The 17,941-nt window shown below is 67.8% G+C and carries 19 protein-coding genes; 17 read left to right on the top strand and 2 right to left on the bottom strand.

Translation table 11 applies throughout. The annotated features are described in order from the left end of the window. Positions 1-59 precede the first annotated feature (59 nt). From AB6807_RS32735 to AB6807_RS32705, 7 genes are all read left to right on the top strand, one after another. Positions 60-1,727, top strand: coding sequence for an AMP-binding protein (locus AB6807_RS32735; protein WP_116909574.1), 1,668 nt, complete (start codon positions 60-62; stop codon positions 1,725-1,727). Beyond that, positions 1,724-3,346, top strand: a complete 1,623-nt coding sequence (locus AB6807_RS32730; protein ID WP_116909573.1) for a carboxyl transferase domain-containing protein — start codon at positions 1,724-1,726, stop codon at positions 3,344-3,346. Before AB6807_RS32735 ends, AB6807_RS32730 begins: the two co-directional genes overlap by 4 nt. 10 nt (positions 3,347-3,356) lie before the next feature. After that, a complete protein-coding gene (locus AB6807_RS32725) occupies positions 3,357-4,157 on the top strand; it encodes an enoyl-CoA hydratase/isomerase family protein (RefSeq protein ID WP_371087835.1) in 801 nt (266 codons plus the stop codon). 5 nt (positions 4,158-4,162) lie between these two features. Then, on the top strand, positions 4,163-4,678 hold the full coding sequence (locus AB6807_RS32720) for an SMI1/KNR4 family protein (RefSeq protein ID WP_371087834.1): 516 nt from the start codon (positions 4,163-4,165) through the stop codon (positions 4,676-4,678). 13 nt (positions 4,679-4,691) lie between these two features. After that, complete coding sequence (locus AB6807_RS32715; RefSeq protein WP_371087833.1) at positions 4,692-5,366, top strand: DUF4126 domain-containing protein; 675 nt, start codon at positions 4,692-4,694, stop codon at positions 5,364-5,366. Continuing rightward, positions 5,359-7,407, top strand: coding sequence for an acetyl-CoA carboxylase biotin carboxylase subunit (locus AB6807_RS32710; RefSeq protein WP_371087832.1), 2,049 nt, complete (start codon positions 5,359-5,361; stop codon positions 7,405-7,407). The genes AB6807_RS32715 and AB6807_RS32710 overlap by 8 nt, the downstream gene beginning before the upstream one ends. A 70-nt stretch (positions 7,408-7,477) precedes the next feature. Continuing rightward, positions 7,478-8,485, top strand: coding sequence for a DUF4349 domain-containing protein (locus AB6807_RS32705; protein ID WP_371087831.1), 1,008 nt, complete (start codon positions 7,478-7,480; stop codon positions 8,483-8,485). 51 nt (positions 8,486-8,536) lie between these two features. Here AB6807_RS32705 and AB6807_RS32700 read toward each other — a convergent pair whose 3' ends face one another. After that, positions 8,537-8,851 carry an EthD family reductase gene (locus AB6807_RS32700; protein WP_371087830.1) on the bottom strand — a complete coding sequence of 105 codons (315 nt, stop codon included), beginning with the start codon at positions 8,849-8,851 and terminating at the stop codon, positions 8,537-8,539. A gap of 67 nt (positions 8,852-8,918) precedes the next feature. On the opposite strand from AB6807_RS32700, the gene AB6807_RS32695 reads away from it, so the two are divergent. From AB6807_RS32695 to AB6807_RS32650, 10 genes are all read left to right on the top strand, one after another. Then, complete coding sequence (locus AB6807_RS32695; protein WP_116909566.1) at positions 8,919-9,839, top strand: glyoxylate/hydroxypyruvate reductase A; 921 nt, start codon at positions 8,919-8,921, stop codon at positions 9,837-9,839. A 175-nt stretch (positions 9,840-10,014) separates the two neighbouring features. Beyond that, positions 10,015-10,617, top strand: a complete 603-nt coding sequence (locus tag AB6807_RS32690) for a nucleotidyltransferase domain-containing protein (RefSeq protein WP_371087829.1) — start codon at positions 10,015-10,017, stop codon at positions 10,615-10,617. Then, positions 10,571-11,014: a DNA-binding protein gene (locus tag AB6807_RS32685; RefSeq protein WP_371087828.1), complete on the top strand. Its 444-nt coding sequence runs from the start codon at positions 10,571-10,573 to the stop codon at positions 11,012-11,014. Before AB6807_RS32690 ends, AB6807_RS32685 begins: the two co-directional genes overlap by 47 nt. 57 nt (positions 11,015-11,071) lie before the next feature. Beyond that, a complete protein-coding gene (locus AB6807_RS32680; RefSeq protein WP_371087827.1) occupies positions 11,072-12,004 on the top strand; it encodes a hydroxymethylglutaryl-CoA lyase in 933 nt (310 codons plus the stop codon). A gap of 37 nt (positions 12,005-12,041) precedes the next feature. Beyond that, positions 12,042-12,680 carry a homoserine/homoserine lactone efflux protein gene (gene rhtB, locus AB6807_RS32675; protein ID WP_371087826.1) on the top strand — a complete coding sequence of 213 codons (639 nt, stop codon included), beginning with the start codon at positions 12,042-12,044 and terminating at the stop codon, positions 12,678-12,680. 56 nt (positions 12,681-12,736) lie between these two features. Next, entirely contained in the window at positions 12,737-13,234 is a 498-nt protein-coding gene (locus AB6807_RS32670) for a YbaK/EbsC family protein (RefSeq protein WP_371087825.1), read from the top strand. Further along, entirely contained in the window at positions 13,231-13,512 is a 282-nt protein-coding gene (locus tag AB6807_RS32665) for a DUF1289 domain-containing protein (protein WP_116909557.1), read from the top strand. Before AB6807_RS32670 ends, AB6807_RS32665 begins: the two co-directional genes overlap by 4 nt. After that, positions 13,509-14,153 (top strand): 2-hydroxychromene-2-carboxylate isomerase, encoded by a 645-nt coding sequence (locus AB6807_RS32660; RefSeq protein ID WP_371087824.1) that lies wholly within the window; start codon positions 13,509-13,511, stop codon positions 14,151-14,153. Before AB6807_RS32665 ends, AB6807_RS32660 begins: the two co-directional genes overlap by 4 nt. 239 nt (positions 14,154-14,392) lie before the next feature. Beyond that, a complete protein-coding gene (locus AB6807_RS32655; RefSeq protein WP_371087823.1) occupies positions 14,393-16,087 on the top strand; it encodes an MFS transporter in 1,695 nt (564 codons plus the stop codon). 135 nt (positions 16,088-16,222) lie between these two features. Continuing rightward, the gene (locus tag AB6807_RS32650) at positions 16,223-16,372 is read left to right on the top strand and encodes a hypothetical protein (RefSeq protein ID WP_165840324.1); all 150 of its coding nucleotides are present in this window, start codon (positions 16,223-16,225) and stop codon (positions 16,370-16,372) included. A 315-nt stretch (positions 16,373-16,687) separates the two neighbouring features. Here the strand turns inward: AB6807_RS32650 and AB6807_RS32645 are convergent, their stop codons facing one another. Next, positions 16,688-17,800, bottom strand: a complete 1,113-nt coding sequence (locus AB6807_RS32645; protein ID WP_371087822.1) for an ABC transporter substrate-binding protein — start codon at positions 17,798-17,800, stop codon at positions 16,688-16,690. Positions 17,801-17,941: the final 141 nt, after the last annotated feature.

Raw genomic sequence — 17,941 nt, 5'->3', positions numbered from 1 at the left:
GCACCCTCACCCCAACCCTCTCCCCAAGGGGAGAGGGGGCAAGACAAGGAGACAAGACGATGCCACTGACACAAAGCATGGCCCAGGGCGCCACAGACGTCCCCCTCATCGAACAACCCATCGGCGACTTCTTCGACGACATGGTCGAGAAGCAGCCCGAGCGCGAAGCGCTCATCAGCCGCCACGAAGGCCAGCGCTTCACCTACCGCGCGCTGCAGGCCCGGTCCAACCAGCTCGCCAGCGCCCTGCTGAAGCTCGGCCTGCGGCCCGGCGACCGCGTGGGCATCTGGTCGCACAACAACGTGCCGTGGGTGCTGATGCAGATCGCCACCGCCAAGGTCGGGCTGATCCTCGTCAACATCAACCCGGCCTACCGCACCTCGGAGCTCGAGTACGCGCTCAACAAGGTCGGCTGCAAGGCGCTGGTGACGATGGCGCAGTTCAAGACCAGCGACTACCTCGGCATGCTGCGCGAGCTCGGCCCCGCGCGCCTGCCGCAGCTGCAGCACACCTTCTGGATCGACAAGCCCGGCCAGGGCGACGAACAGCCGGGCATGCAGCGCTTCAGCCAGCTGCTGGCCAGCGGCGACGCCGCCGACCCGCGCGTGGCCGCCACGCAGAAGACGCTGAAGGCGACCGACCCCATCAACATCCAGTTCACCAGCGGCACCACGGGCTTTCCGAAGGGCGCGACGCTCACGCACCGCAACATCCTGAACAACGGCTTCTTCATCGGCGAATGCATGAAGCTCTCGCCGGTCGACAAGCTGTGCATTCCCGTGCCGCTGTACCACTGCTTCGGCATGGTGCTGGGCAACCTGGCGTGCCTCACGCACGGCTCGGCCATCGTGTACCCGAACGACGGCTTCGACCCGCTCACCGTGCTGGAGACGGTGCAGGCCGAGAAGTGCACCGGCCTGCACGGCGTGCCCACCATGTTCATCGCCGAGCTCGACCATCCGCGCTTCAAGGAGTTCGACCTGTCCACGCTGCGCACCGGCATCATGGCCGGCTCGCCGTGCCCGACCGAGGTGATGAAGCGCGTGGTCGACCAGATGCACCTGGGCGAGATCACGATCGCCTACGGCATGACCGAGACCAGCCCCGTGAGCTGCCAGAGCAGCACCGACACGCCGCTGGACAAGCGCGTGTCCACCGTGGGCACGGTGCAGCCGCACCTCGAGGTGAAGATCATCGACCCCGAGACCGGCGCCATCATGCCCACGGGCCAGTCGGGCGAGCTGTGCACGCGCGGCTACTCGGTGATGCACGGCTACTGGGACGACGAGCCGCGCACGCGCGAGGCCATCGACCCCGAGCACTGGATGCACACCGGCGACCTGGCCACCATGGACGCCGAGGGCTACGTCAACATCGTCGGGCGCATCAAGGACCTGGTGATCCGCGGCGGCGAGAACATCTACCCGCGCGAGATCGAGGAGTTCCTGTACCGCCACCCGAAGGTGCAGGACGTGCAGGTGGTGGGGCTGCCCGACCGGAAGTACGGCGAAGAGCTGTGCGCGTGGATCATCGTCAAGCCCGGCCAGAGCGCCACCGACGAGGACATCCGCAGCTTCTGCAAGGGCCAGATCGCGCACTACAAGGTGCCGAAGTACATCCAGTTCGTCACCGAGTTCCCGATGACGGTGACAGGCAAGATCCAGAAATTCAAGATCCGCGACGCCATGACCGAGCAGCTCGGCCTGACGAAAGAAAAGACAGCATGAGCCAACTAGAAACCAAACTCAACGCACGTTCGGCCGACTTCCAGGCCAATGCCGCCGCCATGCGCGCGCTGGTCGACGACCTGCACGCGCAGTTCGCCAAGGTGGAACAGGGCGGCGGCGAGGCCGCGCGCGCCAAGCACACGGCGCGCGGCAAGCTGCTGCCGCGCGACCGCGTGGCCGAGCTGCTCGACCCGGGCACGCCCTTCCTGGAGATCGCGCCGCTGGCCGCGCATGCGATGTACCTCGACGCGAAGGGGGCCGAGTCGGCACCCGGCGCCGGCATCATCGCGGGCATCGGCCGCGTGAACGGCGTCGACTGCATGGTCGTGTGCAACGACGCCACCGTGAAGGGCGGCACCTACTACCCCATGACGGTGAAGAAGCACCTGCGCGCGCAGGAAATCGCCGAGCAGAACCGCCTGCCCTGCATCTACCTGGTCGACTCGGGTGGCGCCAACCTGCCGAACCAGGACGAGGTGTTTCCCGACCGCGACCACTTCGGCCGCATCTTCTACAACCAGGCCAACATGAGCGCCCAGGGCATCCCGCAGATCGCGGTGGTCATGGGCTCGTGCACGGCCGGCGGCGCCTACGTGCCGGCGATGAGCGACGAATCGATCATCGTGAAGAACCAGGGCACCATCTTCCTGGGCGGCCCGCCGCTGGTGAAGGCGGCCACCGGCGAGGTGGTGACGGCCGAGGACCTGGGCGGCGGCGACGTGCACACGCGCCTGTCGGGCGTGGTCGACCACCTGGCGCAGAACGACCTGCATGCGCTGGCGCTCGCGCGCTCGGCGGTGGCCAACCTCAACGCGAAGGCGGCTGATGCCCCGGTGAAGACCGGGGTGCGCGCACCCGCGTTCCCGCGCGAAGAGCTCTACGGCGTGATCCCCACCGACACGCGCAAGCCCTTCGACGTGCGCGAGATCATTGCGCGCATCGTCGACGGCAGCGAGTTCCACGAGTTCAAGGCGCGCTTCGGCGCCACGCTGGTGTGCGGCTTCTCGGAGATCGAGGGCATGCCCGTGGGCATCGTGGCCAACAACGGCATCCTGTTCAGCGAGTCGGCGCAGAAGGGCGCGCACTTCATCGAGCTGTGCTGCCAGCGCAAGATCCCGCTGGTGTTCCTGCAGAACATCACCGGCTTCATGGTGGGCCGCAAGTACGAGAACGAAGGCATCGCGCGCCACGGCGCCAAGATGGTGACGGCGGTGGCCACGGCCAACGTGCCCAAGTTCACGATCATCATCGGCGGCAGCTTCGGCGCCGGCAACTACGGCATGTGCGGCCGCGCGTACAGCCCGCGCTTCCTGTGGATGTGGCCCAACGCGCGCATCAGCGTCATGGGCGGCGAGCAGGCTGCGAGCGTGCTGGCCACGGTGAAGCGCGACGGCATCGAGCTCAAGGGCGGCAGCTGGAGCAAGGAAGAAGAAGAGGCCTTCAAGGCCCCCATTCGCCAGCAATACGAAGACCAGGGCCACCCCTACTACGCCACCGCGCGCATCTGGGACGACGGCATCATCGATCCGGCGGACACGCGCCGCGTGCTGGCGCTCGGTCTTGCCGCGGCGCGCAACGCGCCGATTCCCGAGCCGAAGTTCGGCATCTTCCGCATGTGAGGCGAGCGGCATGAGCGAATTCACCAAGCTGAAACTTTCCATGGAAGGCGCCATCGCCCGCGTGTGGCTCGACCAGCCCGATGCGCGCAACGCCTTCGACGACGTCGTCATCGCCGAGCTCACGCAGGCCTTCACCGAGGCCGGCGCCGCCGCGCAGGTGAAGGCCATCGTGCTCGGCGCCAACGGGCCGGCCTTCTGCGCCGGCGCCAACCTCAACTGGATGCGCCGCATGGCCGACTACACGCGCGACGAGAACATCGCCGACGCGGGCAAGCTGGCCCGGATGCTGCGCACCATCGCCGAGTGCCCCAAGCCGACCATCGCGCGCGTGCAGGGCGACGTGTACGCGGGCGGCATGGGGCTGGTGGCGGCCTGCGACATGGCCGTGAGCGTGGACACCGCCTGGTACTGCCTGAGCGAAGTGAAGATCGGCCTGGTGCCAGCCACCATCAGCCCCTACGTGCTGCGCGCCATGGGCACGCGTGCCTCGCAGCGCTACTTTCTCACGGCCGAGCGCTTCACCGCCGCCGAGGCCCACCGCATCGGCTTCGTGCACGAGGTGGTGGCGGCCGACGCGCTCGACGCCAAGGTCGACGAGCTGCTGAAGGCGCTCACCGGCGCCAGCCCGGCCGCCGTGCGCGCCTGCAAGCAACTGATCGACGACGTGGCCGGCCGCGAGATCGACGACGCGCTGGTCGCGAAGACCGTCGAGGGCATCGCCGACATCCGCGCGAGCGACGAGGGCCGCGAGGGCGTGCAGGCCTTCCTGCAGAAGCGCAAGCCGTCGTGGCTCAACGCAGGCAAGGGCTGACGCACATGGCCACGCACGTGCCGCACGGCGCACTCATCGAACGCATGGACGCGTGGCTCGCCGCGCACCGCGCCGGCTACCACGCGTCGCTCCAGCCCGGCGTGACCGACGCCGAGCTCGACGCCTTCGAGGCCAGGTTCTCGCTGAAGCTGCCCGAGGCCTTTCGCGCGCTCTACCGCTGGCGCAACGGCCAGCCGAACAGCAACTTCGACAGCCTGCAGCACAACCGCATGTTCAGCGCGCTGGGCGATGTCGCCGACACCAAGGAGATGCTCGACGACATGATCGGCACCGACTTCGAAGACCCCGCCATCTGGCGGCGCGGCTGGGTGCCCTTCCTGTCGAACGGCGGCGGCAGCTACCTGTGCGTGGACATCGACGCCGAGGGCGGCGGCCGGCCCGGGCAGCTCGTCGCGTTCTGGAAGGCCGACGAAGACCGCCCCGTGGAACATGCGTCCGTCGACGCATGGCTCGCCGACCTCGTGGCTTCCATGGAAGCCGGCACCATCGAATTCGACTGAAGGAGAGGCCGCCATGGACACCCCGCTCGACATGCCCCAGCTGCTCGCACTGGCCGCCGCCATCGGCTGGGCCAGCGGCGTGCGGCTGTACCTGGTGGTGCTGCTGACGGGCGTGGTGGGCTACTTCGGCTGGGTGCCCTTGCCCAGCGGGCTGCAGCTGCTGGCGCACCCGGTGGTCATCGCGGCCAGCGGCTTCATGGTGTTCATCGAGTTCTTCGCCGACAAGATTCCTGGTCTCGATTCGCTGTGGGACGTGGTGCACACCGCCATCCGCATCCCGGCCGGCGCGGCGCTCGCGGCCAGCGTGTTCGGCGCCGACCACGGCGTGATGGCCATCGTCGCGGCGCTGGTGGGCGGCGGCTTCGCGGCCACGGCGCACGCGGCCAAGGCCACCACGCGCGCGGCCATCAACACCTCGCCCGAGCCGTTTTCCAACGTGGGCGCGTCGCTGGTCGAAGACACGATGGTGCCCGCCGGGCTGTGGCTCGCGGTGGCGCACCCCTTCGTCTTTCTCGTGCTGTTCGTGCTGGTGCTTGTGCTGAGCGTGTGGCTCATTCGCAAGAGCTGGCGTTTCCTCAAGGCGCTGTTCGGTCGCGTGGCCCGCATCTTCAGCGGCCGAACCGATCCGGGCGTGGTGCCCGCGTTTCAACTGAAAAAGAATCCTCCGGGAGACATTCCTCATGTTTAAGAAGATCCTGATCGCCAACCGTGGCGAGATCGCCTGCCGCGTGGCGGCTACCGCGCGCCGCATGGCGATCCGCACCGTGGCGGTGTACTCCGATGCCGACGCGCACGCCAACCATGTGCGCGCCTGCGACGAGTCGGTCCACATCGGCGGCAGCGCCCCGAAGGACAGCTACCTGCGCTGGGAACGCATCCTCGAGGCCGCCAAGGCCACGGGCGCCGAAGCCGTGCATCCTGGCTACGGCTTCCTGAGCGAGAACGAGGAGTTCGCGCAGGCCTGCGCCAACGCGGGGCTGGTCTTCATCGGCCCGCCGCCCTCCGCCATCAAGGCGATGGGCCTGAAGGCCGAGTCGAAGCAGCTGATGGAAAAGGCCGGCGTGCCGCTGGTGCCCGGCTACCACGGCCACGACCAGGACCCGCAGTTGCTGCAGCGCGAGGCCGACCGCATCGGCTACCCGGTGCTCATCAAGGCCAGCGCCGGCGGCGGCGGCAAGGGCATGCGCGCGGTCGACAAGGCGGAAGACTTCGCCGCCGCGCTCGCCTCGTGCCAGCGCGAGGCCATCAACAGCTTCGGCGACGACGCGGTGCTGATCGAGAAGTACGTGCAGCGCCCGCGCCACATCGAGATCCAGGTGTTCGGCGATACGCAGGGCAACTGCGTGTACCTGTTCGAGCGCGACTGCTCGGTGCAGCGCCGCCACCAGAAGGTGCTGGAGGAAGCGCCCGCGCCGGGCATGACCGAAAGCATGCGCAAGCAGATGGGCGACGCCGCCGTGGCCGCGGCGCGTGCCGTGAACTACGTGGGCGCGGGCACGGTCGAGTTCATCGTCGAGCAGCGCGAAGGCGGCGAGATGAACTTCTTCTTCATGGAGATGAACACGCGTTTGCAGGTGGAGCACCCCGTGACCGAAGCCATCACCGGCCTCGACCTGGTCGAGTGGCAATTGCGCGTGGCCTCCGGCGAGCCGCTGCCCGCCAAGCAGGCGGACCTGAAGATCCACGGCCACGCCATCGAGGCGCGCATCTGCGCCGAGAACCCCGACAACAACTTCCTGCCCGCCACCGGCACCTTGCGCGTGTACCGCAAGCCGCAGGCCACGGCCTTCCAGCGCAGCCGGGTGCGCATCGACGACGGCGTGCGCGAGGGCGGCGAGATTTCGCCGTTCTACGACTCGATGATCGCCAAGCTCATCGTGCACGGCAGCACGCGCGAAGAAGCGCTGGCCCGGCTCGATGCCGCGCTGGCGCAGGTGCAGATCGTGGGCGTGCAGACCAACGTGCAGTTCCTGCGCGGCATCCTGGCGACCGAGTCGTTCGCCAAGGCCAACCTGGACACCGCGTTGATCGAGCGCGAACGCGCCGTGCTGTTCGACCGCGAGACGCTGGGCCTGCCGCTCGCGGCCGCCGCGGCCATCACGCGCACGCTGATCAGCGAGTGGCCCGGCAAGATGCCCGACCCCTTCGCGCGCCGCGACGGCTGGCGCTCGCACGGCGAGTACCTGCGCCGCTTCGACTTCGAATTCCGCGGCGCCGAACAGATCGCCCTGCTGACCTACAAGCGCGACGGCAGCCTGTGGCTAGAGGCCGGCGGCGCCGAAGGCGCGCTGGTGATCGGCCAGTTCCCGAGCGGTGAGTTCGAGGTCGAGTTCGCGGGCGCCCGCCAGACGCTCGACGTGCGCCTCGACGGCGCCACGGCGCACATCTTCGCGTCGAAGGGCGCGACGAAGATCACCACCATCGACCGCCTCGCCCACGCCGGCGAAACGCAGGCCGAAGGCGGCCGGCTCACCGCGCCCATGCCGGGCAAGGTCGTGTCCTTCGCCGTGAAGGCGGGCGACAAGGTGGTGCGCGGCCAGCCGCTGGCGGTGATGGAGGCGATGAAGATGGAGCACACCATCGCCGCGCCGGCCGACGGCACGGTGGACGAGCTGATGTTCGCCCCGGGCGAGCAGGTGGCCGAGGGCGACGAGCTGCTGCGCATGAGCGCAGCCACTGCGGCGACTGCGGCGAGCGGAACCGCGGCAACCGCGGCGACCGCGGCCTGAAAAAAAGTTAACCCCGTCGCGGGCGGCCGCCCGTATCAGCTGCGGTAGTCATCACTCAAGGGATCTCTCCATGACCAGCCGCACGCCTTCCCGCACGCCTTCCGCTTCGCCGCGCCTTTCTTTTTCTTCTCTTTCTCGTTCTGCCCGCCACCGCTCGGGCATCGTCCTGCTCGCCCTGGCGGCCGCGCTGTCGCTGGGCGGCTGCGACCGCAAGAGCGACGAGGCGGCGGGGCTTTCCGAGCCGGCTCCCCCGCCCGCGCCGATGCAGGCCGCGCCTCGCCTTGCCGGCGGCATGGCCATGAAGGAGCAGCGCCGCGCGAAGTCGGTGGAGGCGGCGCTCGACGAATCGGCCTCGTCGCAAGACACGCCGCTGCAGCGCTTTCTCGCGGTGCGCCAGGAGCTGAACGTCGAGGTGCCGTCGGAGCAGCTCGCCGATGCCTGGGGCAAGGTGCGCGACCTGTGCGGCACGCTGAAGTGCGAGCTGCTGTCGTCCTCACTGCTGCGCGAGACGCCGCAGCAGCCCGGCAACGCCATGCTCGAAGTGCGCGTGGAACCGGCGGACGTCGACAAGCTGCTCGGCGGCCTGGCCGGCGTGGCCAACGTGGTCTCACACACCACCACCAGCGAGGACAAGACCGCCGAGGTGATCGACGTCGAGGCCCGCATCCGCAACCGCACCGAGTTCCGCGACAGCCTGCGCGTCATGCTGCGCGACACCGTCACCAAGCGCACCATGGCCGACCTGCTGGCCATCCAGCGCACGCTGTCGGACACGCAGGCCGAGCTGGACGCCACCGCCACGCAGCGCAAGGTGCTGGCGCAGCAGACCAGCAAGCAGCACATCCAGATCCAGTTCACGCCCAGGCGCGCGCTGGTGGGCAGCGGCGACGGCTACAGCCCGATGGGGCAGGCGCTGCGCAACGCGGGCTCGGTGCTGGCGGAGAGCGTGGGCTCGCTCATCACCTTCGTGGCGGCGGTGCTGCCGTGGCTGGTGCTGGTGGTGCTGCCGCTGGGGTGGCTGGTGCGCGTGCTGTGGCGCCGCAAGGCCAAGGGCAAGGTCAGCGTCAAGGCCGCCTGAGTTCGTTGCGGGGGTGAGGCACGGCGCGGCAAGCTGCGCCGTGCGGCTCGGTCAGCCGACCACCACTTCGTTGATCTGCATCACGGGCGCGATGTCGGTGTAGTTCTTCACGTCGCCCATGATCTCCTTCACGTGCGGGCCGAACGCCTTCTGGAAGGCCTCGACCGATTCGCTGAATACATGGCACATGCCCACGTAGGTGGGCGGCGAGCCGGGGGCGCCGCCGGCCAGGCCCTTGTCGACGGTGTACGAGAGGCAGGCGTCGCCCATGCGGGCCTTGAGCATCGGCATGTGCTTGTCGCGGTAGTAGTCGTGGTCGAACCGGGCGCCGGGGGTGTGGGGGTACATCACGCTGACCTTGATCATGGCTTGTCTCCTGGAGAGGGTTGGGTTGTCGGGGGGGCGTTCGAGCATAGCCATAAGATCCTTGCCCATGCGAATCACCGTCTACCTCACCGACAACCGCCCAGACTCCTGGATCCAAGGCCTGCAGGCCGAACTCCCCGACGCCGTCATCGAGGCCTGGAAGCCCGGCGCCCCGCAGGCCGACCATGCCGTGGTGTGGGCGCCGCCGCAGGAGTTTCTCGACGAGCAACCCGCGCTGCGCGGCATCTTCAACATCGGCGCGGGCGTGGACGCCCTGCTCAAGCTCAAGGTGCCGGCGCACACGCGCATCGTGCGGCTCGACGACGCGGGCATGTCGGTGCAGATGGCCGAGTACGTGTGCCACACGCTCATTCGCCACTTCCGCGAGTTCGATGCCTACGAGGCCGACGCCCGCGAAGGCAAGTGGAGCTACCGCAAGCCCCGGCTTCGCAGCGACTTTCCGGTCGGCATCATGGGCCTGGGCGTGCTCGGCGAGCGCGTGGCCAAGGCCGTGGCGCAGTTCGAGTTCCCGGTGCTGGGCTGGAGCCGCACGCCCAAGGCCATCGACGGCGTGCGGGTGTTCAGCGGCGAGGCGCAGTTCGACGAGTTCCTGTCGTCCACGCGCGTGCTGATCAACCTGCTGCCGCTGACCGAGGCCACGCGCGGCATCCTGAACCGCGACACGCTGGGCAAGCTGCGGCCCGAGGGCTACCTGATCAGCATCGCGCGCGGCGGCCACCTGGTGGAAGACGACCTGATCCCCCTGCTCGACGCCGGCCGGCTCGCGGGCGCGACGCTGGACGTGTTCCAGGTCGAGCCGCTGCCGGCCGACCACGCCTTCTGGCGCCACCCGAAGATCACCGTGACGCCGCACGGCTCGGCGCGCACGCTGCGCGAGGAGTCGATCGCGCAGATCGCCGGGAAGATCCGCGCGATGGAGCAGGGGCTGCCGGTGAACGGCATCGTGGACCCGGGGCGCGGGTACTAGGCCACTGACCCAGTTCGCCCGGACAGCGCCCAGCGTATGCCATCACACCGCTGGGGGCTGGTGGCCAGCGCGAGAATGTCGTTCGGCCAAGGCCATACTTCGAATGAAGCAATAAATGCTTCGTTCGAAGCTATAAAAACTACAATCGAAGCATGAACGGCTTCAATTGAGCTCCATGCTGACCGACATCCTGTTTGGCGACTACCGCAAGAAAGTGCTGAGTCAACTGCTGCTGCACCCCGACGAGGACTACCACGTCCGTGAGCTCGCGCGCCTGACCGGCACGGTCCCCGGCACGCTGCACAAGGAGCTGACCCGCCTTGCCGGCGCTGGCTTGCTCCTGCGCAAGGCGCAAGGCAACCAGGTGCGCTACCAGGCCAACCGCCAATGCCCGGTGTATCCGGAGCTGGCTGCGCTTTTTCGCAAGACCACCGGTGCGGCGGAGCAGGTGGCCCAGGCGCTGGCGCCGCTGCAGCCCTCGTTGGCGCTCATCTTCGGGTCTGTCGCGAGCGGCACCGAAACCGCCGCGAGCGATGTGGACGTGCTCGTCGTCACCGACCGCGGCTTCGGCGAAGTGGTGCGCGCGCTGCATGCCGCCCAGACCGAACTGGGCCGCGACATCAACCCGGTCGTGTACACCGCGGCCGAATTGCAAGGGCTTGCGTCGGCGCAGGACCCTTTCGTGGCCAATGTGCTCGCCGGCCCCCGCCTTCTCCTGATCGGAACCGACGATGACCTTGGTCAACTTGCTCGCCATTCAGCGGCTGCAGGCGTTTAACGCTTCGCCGCAGGGCGTGCAGCGCCTGCTGGCAGCGGCTGCGCGCAACCTGGCGGACGCGCAACTGCAGGCCTTGAGCCCGGAGAACCGTTTCGACGCCGCGTACAAGTGCATCCTGCAATGCGCCATGCTCGGCCTGTGGGCGCAGGGCTACCGCACGCCGACCAGCCAGCCCGGCCACCACCAGACCACGCTGCAATGCCTGCCCCTCACCATGGGCTTGCCGACCGATGCGATCATCGTGCTCGACGCCTTGCGCAAGCAACGCAACCAGAACGACTACGAAGGCGATCCGGTGAGCCAGGCCGTGGTCATCGAATGTCTTGGCCAGGCGCAAAGCCTGCTGGCACACACCCGCCAGTTCTTGCAAACCCGCTTTCCGGACTTGCTGAAGTAAGCAGGCCGCCAAATTTCCGTTGCCACCCCGCCAACCCGAAACCTCCGAGGTCATGTCATGAGCCTGAAGAACAATATTCCCACCCGCGTCAAACTCATCGACGTCGGCCCGCGCGACGGCCTGCAGAACGAAAAGCAGCCCGTCGCCGCCGAAGTCAAGATCGGCCTCGTGCACCGCCTGCAGGACGCCGGGCTGAACGAGATCGAGGTCACCAGCTTCGTCTCGCCCAAGTGGGTGCCGCAGATGGCCGACAACGCCGAGGTGATGCACGGCATCCGGCGCAAGGCCGGCGTGCGCTACTCGGTGCTCACGCCCAACATGAAGGGCTTCGAGGCCTCCATTGCCGCGCCGCGCGAAGAGTGGCCCGACGAGATCGTGGTGTTCGGCGCCGCGAGCGAGGCCTTCAGCCAGAAGAACATCAACTGCTCCATCGCCGAGAGCATCGAGCGCTTCGCGCCCGTGGTGGCCGCGGCGCTCGAGAAGGGCATTGCCGTGCGCGGCGCCATGTCGTGCACGGTCGGCTGCCCCTACGAAGGCGAGATCGCGCCGGCCAAGGTCGGCTACCTCGCGCAGCTGATGAAGGGCATCGGCGTGCAGCGCGTGGACGTGGCCGACACCATCGGGGTGGGCACGCCGCGCAAGGTGCAGGCGGCAATCGAGGCCACGCTGGCGCACTTCGATGTCGCCGCGGTTTCCGGGCACTTTCACGACACCTACGGGCAGGCGCTGGTCAACACGCTGGCGGCGCTCGAGCTGGGCGTGTGGAACTTCCAGTCGTCCTCGGCCGGCCTGGGCGGCTGCCCCTACGCCAAGGGCGCGACGGGCAACGTGGCCACCGAAGACGTGGTCTACATGCTGCACGGCATGGGCATCGAGACAGGCATCGATCTCGACAAGCTGATCGACGCGGGCGTGTACATCAGCCAGGCGCTGGGGCGCGAGCCGAACTCGCTGGCGTCGAAGGCCATTCGCACCAAGCGGGCCGGCTGAACGCGCCACCCACACAGCACAGCACACAGGAGTTTTCGTGGACCTTCAAGTCTGGCTCGCATTCGTGGTGGCGAGTTGCGTCATCGCGGTTTCGCCCGGTTCGGGCGCGGTGCTCAGCATGAGCCATGGGCTCAGCTACGGCGTGCGGCGCACCACGGCGACCATCGTCGGGCTGCAGCTGGGGCTCGCGGTGATCCTGCTGGTGGCCGGCTTGGGTGTGGGCGCGGTGCTCACGGCCTCGGCCACCGCGTTCACGGTGATCAAGGTGGTGGGCGCCTGCTACCTGCTGTGGCTGGGCTGGCGCCAGTGGCGCGCGCCGGTCGCGAAGATCGAAGGCGACGCGCAGGCCGCGGCCAGCGAGCCCGACCTCACCGCGGGCCAGCGCGTGCTGCGCGGCTTTCTGACCAACGTGACCAACCCCAAGGGCATCGTCTTCATGGCGGCCGTGCTGCCGCAGTTCATCCAGCCGACGCGGCCGCTGTGGCTGCAGCTGCTGGTGCTGCTGGCCACCACGGTGACGGTCGACGTGACGGTGATGCACGGCTACGCCTGGCTGGCCGCGCGGCTGCAGGGCGTGCTGCGCAGCGTGCGCGCCCGGCGCGCGCAGAACCGCGTCTTTGGCGGGGTGCTGATGGCGATGGGCGCGTTCCTGTTCATGTTCAAGCGCAGTGCCTGACGGCGCGCGGCACCGGCAGCACATGCGGCACCGCCGGCACTGGTAGATTCGAACGCATGTGCGGCTCCGAACTCCATTCCCTACCTGAAGGCGTCCAGCGCGTTGCCCGCGTGCTGCAGGACGCCGGCCATCCCCATTCCCCCCGCATGCTCGACGACGCCTGCCGCACCGCGCAGCAGGCGGCCGACGCGCTCGGCATCGCCGTGGGGCAGATCGCCAAGAGCATCATCTTCCGGCGCCTGAGCGACGAGGGCGACGAGGCGGCGGTGCTGGTCATCACCTCGGGCGACAAGCGCGTGGACGAGAAAAAAGTCGATGCGCTGGTCGGCAAGACCGGCCGCGCCGACGCCGAGTTCGTGAAGGCGCGCACCGGCTTCACCATCGGCGGCGTGTCGCCCGTGGGGCACGTGACCAAGCCGGTGGTGCTGATCGACCGCGAGCTGTTCCGCTTCGAGGAGATCTGGGCCGCCGCGGGCCATCCGCACGCGGTGTTCCAGTTGCGCCCGCAAGACCTCGAGACGCTCACCGGCGCGCCGGTGGCGGACGTGGTGTGAACTTCAGCGACGCCGAAACGCTGGCCGAGCGCGCGGTGACCGTGCAGGCCGCAACGGACAACGCGCCGTCGCCCTGCACGTCGGTGTGCCGCATGGACCGGCTGAGCGGCTTCTGCGAAGGCTGCCTGCGCACCATTCCCGAGATCGCGGGCTGGAGCAAGATGGAAGACGACATGCGCCGCCACGTGTGGCGCGCGATCGAGCTGCGCGCCAGGGCGGGCATCTGGCGCGTGCCCGAAGCCGACAGCCACGCAGGCACAGGAGACAGCACCGCATGAAGCACATCGATTTCTATCTCGACTTCATCTCGCCCTACGCGCACCTCGCGTTCGAGCACCTGCCCGAGGCGCTCGAGGGGCTGAGCTACAGCGTGGCATACAAGCCGGTGCTGCTGGGCGCGCTGCTCAAGCAGCACGGCCAGCTCGGCCCGGCGGAGATTCCGTCGAAGCGCAGCTGGACCTACCGCCACGTGCTGTGGCTGGGCCACACGCACGGCATCCAGGTACAGATGCCGGCCTCGCATCCCTACAACCCGCTTGCGCACCTGCGGCTCGCGCTGTCGACCAGCGACGACGGCACGGTGAGCCGCCTGGTGGCCGAGACGGTATTTCGCCATGTGTGGCGCGGCGGCGAAGAGGCGGGCGATGCCGCGCGGCTCGCCACCTTGACCGACCAGCTGAAGCCCAGGCGCGAAGCGGGCAGCGACGAGAGCAAGGCCCTGCTGAAGCGCAACACCGAAGAGGCACTGCAACTCGGCGTGTTCGGCACGCCGGCGTACGTGGTGGACGGGCGCCTGTTCTGGGGCTTCGACGGCCTCGCGATGCTGCGCGCGTACCTGTCGGGCGACGCCTGGTTCGACGGGCCGCAATGGGCCACGGCCGACCAGCGCCCGTCTTTGCTGCGCAGCACAAAGAACTGAGGCTTTTGCTGCGCAGCAGCAGGAATTGAAGCCCTTTGCCGCCACGCAGCAAGGGCTGAGGACAAACCCGAGCAGGGTCCGAATTTCTTACAGGCTGAAACGCGCCCCGCGGGTTTCACCTTAATTCGTAAGCGTCGGTTCAGTTTCGCGAAAGCCTCGGGTCAGTCGCGCCTCCAAGAATGCCTCACGGCCCCGAACCAACGGGCGCCGCATGAACGCAAACACACAGGAGACGACCCATGGCAGCCACACTAGATTCGCGGGGAGTGCCGCATCCGGCCCCCCGTCCCATGTCCGCGGAGGAGAAGAAGGTCATCTTCGCCTCCTCGCTCGGCACCGTGTTCGAGTGGTACGACTTCTACCTCTACGGCTCGCTCGCCGCGATCATCGCGAAGCAGTTCTTCAGTGGCCTGGATGCGGGCGCGGCCTTCATCTTCGCGCTGCTGGCGTTCGCCGCGGGCTTCCTGGTGCGTCCGTTCGGCGCCATCGTGTTCGGCCGGCTGGGCGACATGATCGGGCGCAAGTACACCTTCCTGGTGACGATCCTGATCATGGGCCTGTCGACCTTCATCGTCGGCCTGCTGCCCAGCTACGCGACCATCGGCGTCGCGGCACCGGTCATTTTGATCGCGCTGCGCATGCTGCAGGGCCTGGCCCTCGGCGGCGAGTACGGCGGTGCCGCCACCTACGTGGCCGAGCATTCGCCGCACGGCAAGCGCGGCGCCTACACCTCGTGGATCCAGACCACCGCCACGCTCGGCCTGTTCCTGAGCCTGCTGGTGATCCTGGGCGTGCGCGAAGGCCTGGGCGAGGCGGTGTTCAACGACTGGGGCTGGCGCATTCCGTTCCTGGTGTCGATCCTGCTGCTGGGCATCTCGGTGTGGATCCGCCTGACGCTGTCGGAGTCGCCCGCCTTCCAGAAGATGAAGGCCGAGGGCAAGACCTCGAAGGCGCCGCTGGCCGAGTCCTTCGGCGAGTGGAAGAACCTGAAGATCGTCATTCTTGCGCTGGTCGGCCTCACGGCGGGCCAGGCGGTGGTGTGGTACTCGGGCCAGTTCTACGCGCTGTTCTTCCTGACGGCGCAACTGAAGGTCGATGCGACCACGGCCAACCTGATGATTGCCGCGGCGCTGCTGCTGGGCACGCCCTTCTTCGTGATCTTCGGCACGCTGTCGGACAAGATCGGCCGCAAGCCCATCATCATGGCCGGCTGCCTGCTGGCCGTGGTCACGTACTTTCCGGTCTTCAAGATGCTGACCGAAGCCGCCAACCCCGACCTGGCCCGCGCACAGGCCACGGCCGGCGTGACGGTCACCGCCGACCCCGCCACCTGCTCGTTCCAGGGCAACCCGGTGGCCCGCGAGATCGACTTCAAGAGCTCGTGCGACATCGCCAAGCGCTACCTCGTGCAGAACTCGGTGAGCTATGAGAACGTGGCCGGCGCGCCGGGCTCCAAGGCCGTGGTGAAGATCGGCGACAAGACGGTGGAAGCACCCATCGGCAATGTCGTGAACCTCAAGTTCGACGAAGGCTCCGCCAAGGAAATCGCCGCCTTCAAGAAGGGCGTGGCCGAAGACCTGAAGATCGCCGGCTACCCGAGCAAGGCCGACCCCGCCAAGATGAACAAGGTGATGACGGTGGTGCTGCTGTTCTGGCTGGTGCTGCTGGTGACCATGGTCTACGGCCCCATCGCGGCGATGCTGGTGGAAATGTTCCCCACGCGCATCCGCTACACCTCCATGAGCCTGCCGTACCACATCGGCAACGGCTGGTTCGGCGGTCTGCTGCCGACCACGGCCTTCGCCATCGTGGCGTCGACCGGCAACATGTACAACGGCCTGTGGTACCCGATCATCATCGCGGGCATCACGCTGGTGATCGGCACGCTGTTCATCCGCGAGACCAAGGACGTGGACATCTACGCCAACGACTGAGCGCGCGTTGAAGAGGAGGGCGCGGGCCCTCCGCTCCACAAAGAGGCTTCATGCCAATCGCATGAGGCCTTTTTCTTGAGCCTTTCAAATCGTTCGTCCGCCCCCTTCATTCATCTTCTTCAGGAGACAGTACCCATGTGGAAAATCGTCGTCGGCTTCGTCATCTTCGCCGCCATCGCGCTGTATGTGATCTCCAAGGCCGGTGACAAGGTCGACATGTCGGGCGAGAAGCACGGGGGAGATTCGGCGACGCACGAGCCGGCGCCTGCGGCGGCGCCGAAGTAGGCCCCGAGCCGTTCACATAGTGGCAACCTTCTATCGGTCGATGCCACGAAAAATGTCACGAAGGCAGCGGCTCGCCTCCAGGGCGAGCGGCGGATTTCAAAAGATCGGCGCCAATGATGCGGGCTCCCTGCCGCGCTACCTGGCTGCTCGACGGCAAGCGCGATTCAGCGCTTGCCGGTCGACACGCGTCGCGCGGGCCGTTCGACCTCGAAGCCGCACCTCATGCCCCATGCAACACCCCGCGATCCACGTGCCCGGATCGCCATCTTCTCCACCGCGCCGCGCCACGCCGCCGGTTCCATCTCAGCGCAGTGTTCAGCGCTTGAACCGCCCGTCGCTGATGATCGACAAGTCAGCGAAGTCGATGCCGCTGTGGTCCTGCGGCGAGTAGCTCACGTCGAGCCCGCCGCCCAGGTCGTAGCCCTTGATGCTTTCCAGCGCCGCGACCATCTTCGAGCGCGTGGGCTTGGGGCCGGCGCGGCGCAGCGCCTCGACCAGCACCTTGGCCGAGGCGAAGCCTTCCAGCGCGGCCGGCGACAGCTCCGCCTGCCCCTTGGCCTGCGCGAGCGCCAGGGCTTCCTTCACCATCGGCTGGCCGATGGCGCGCTCGCTGGGAAACACCTGCGTCACGATCACGCCCTTGCTCGCGTCGCCCAGCTGCTTGATGAAGCCCGACGAGGCGTTGTTCGACAGCGTGACCACCTGCGCCGCGGAACCCGCCGCGCGCAAGGCCTTGATGCCGTCGACCACCGCGACGCCCGAACCGATCCACACCACGGCCTGCGCGTTGGCGTCCTTGATGGCCGGCACGATGACCTTGTAGTCGGGCTTCTCGCGGTCGGCCGGAATGGCCACCGTCGGCTTGGCCTTGCCCTTGGTGAAGCCGGCCATGGCCCCTTCGAGCGCGTCGGCGCCGAACGAATCGGTGACGTACACCACCGCGATGCGCGTGAGGCCGATGGTGAGCAGGTGCTGCACCGCCTTCTCGGCCTCGCGCTGGTAGGTGGCGCGCACGTTGAAGACCTGCTTCTGCAGCGGCTTGTGCAGCACCATGGCGCCGGTCGAGGGGCCGATGAGCGCCACGTCGTACTTCTCGAGCCACGGAATGATGGCCTGCGAATGCGGCGTGCCGCGGCTCATGAACAGCGCGAGCACCTTCTTGTCCTCGATGAGCGCGCGGGCGTTGTCGCCGGCGCGCTTCACGTCGAAGGCGTCGTCCATGCGCACCACCTCGATCTTCTCGCCGTGGATGCCGCCTTGCGCGTTGACCGCATCGATCACCAGCTGCGCGCCGCCGATGGTCTCGTTCACGCTCGCGGCCACCGAACCGGTCATGCCGGCGGTCTGGCCGATCAGGATCTGGGCCGAGGCGCCCCAGGCCGCCAGTGCCAGCAGGGCAGCGGCGCAAAGCGTGCGCGTCTTCATCATGGAAATCTTTCGAAGGAGTGGAAGGGCTTGAAAAACGTTCAGGAAACAGTTGCGAATTCGACGCAAACAAACGTCGCATTTGTTTCTGAAAGTGTCTTTGACGCCATTCGGAGAAACCCCTGCGAAGTGGCCTGCCTTGTG

Origin of the sequence: Variovorax sp. RCC_210, from assembly GCF_041355175.1 — a bacterium.
Classification (GTDB): Bacteria; Pseudomonadota; Gammaproteobacteria; order Burkholderiales; family Burkholderiaceae_C; genus Variovorax.
Note: the sequence above shows the minus strand (reverse complement) of the source record. Positions and strands in the feature narration are given on the sequence as shown.

Coding starts and splice junctions, on each gene's coding strand:
- AB6807_RS32735 (WP_116909574.1), top strand. CDS start 60: ATGCCACTGACACAAAGCATGGCCCAGGGCGCCACAGACGTCCCCCTC.
- AB6807_RS32730 (WP_116909573.1), top strand. CDS start 1,724: ATGAGCCAACTAGAAACCAAACTCAACGCACGTTCGGCCGACTTCCAG.
- AB6807_RS32725 (WP_371087835.1), top strand. CDS start 3,357: ATGAGCGAATTCACCAAGCTGAAACTTTCCATGGAAGGCGCCATCGCC.
- AB6807_RS32720 (WP_371087834.1), top strand. CDS start 4,163: ATGGCCACGCACGTGCCGCACGGCGCACTCATCGAACGCATGGACGCG.
- AB6807_RS32715 (WP_371087833.1), top strand. CDS start 4,692: ATGGACACCCCGCTCGACATGCCCCAGCTGCTCGCACTGGCCGCCGCC.
- AB6807_RS32710 (WP_371087832.1), top strand. CDS start 5,359: ATGTTTAAGAAGATCCTGATCGCCAACCGTGGCGAGATCGCCTGCCGC.
- AB6807_RS32705 (WP_371087831.1), top strand. CDS start 7,478: ATGACCAGCCGCACGCCTTCCCGCACGCCTTCCGCTTCGCCGCGCCTT.
- AB6807_RS32700 (WP_371087830.1), bottom strand. CDS start 8,851: ATGATCAAGGTCAGCGTGATGTACCCCCACACCCCCGGCGCCCGGTTC.
- AB6807_RS32695 (WP_116909566.1), top strand. CDS start 8,919: ATGCGAATCACCGTCTACCTCACCGACAACCGCCCAGACTCCTGGATC.
- AB6807_RS32690 (WP_371087829.1), top strand. CDS start 10,015: ATGCTGACCGACATCCTGTTTGGCGACTACCGCAAGAAAGTGCTGAGT.
- AB6807_RS32685 (WP_371087828.1), top strand. CDS start 10,571: ATGACCTTGGTCAACTTGCTCGCCATTCAGCGGCTGCAGGCGTTTAAC.
- AB6807_RS32680 (WP_371087827.1), top strand. CDS start 11,072: ATGAGCCTGAAGAACAATATTCCCACCCGCGTCAAACTCATCGACGTC.
- AB6807_RS32670 (WP_371087825.1), top strand. CDS start 12,737: ATGTGCGGCTCCGAACTCCATTCCCTACCTGAAGGCGTCCAGCGCGTT.
- AB6807_RS32660 (WP_371087824.1), top strand. CDS start 13,509: ATGAAGCACATCGATTTCTATCTCGACTTCATCTCGCCCTACGCGCAC.
- AB6807_RS32655 (WP_371087823.1), top strand. CDS start 14,393: ATGGCAGCCACACTAGATTCGCGGGGAGTGCCGCATCCGGCCCCCCGT.
- AB6807_RS32650 (WP_165840324.1), top strand. CDS start 16,223: ATGTGGAAAATCGTCGTCGGCTTCGTCATCTTCGCCGCCATCGCGCTG.
- AB6807_RS32645 (WP_371087822.1), bottom strand. CDS start 17,800: ATGATGAAGACGCGCACGCTTTGCGCCGCTGCCCTGCTGGCACTGGCG.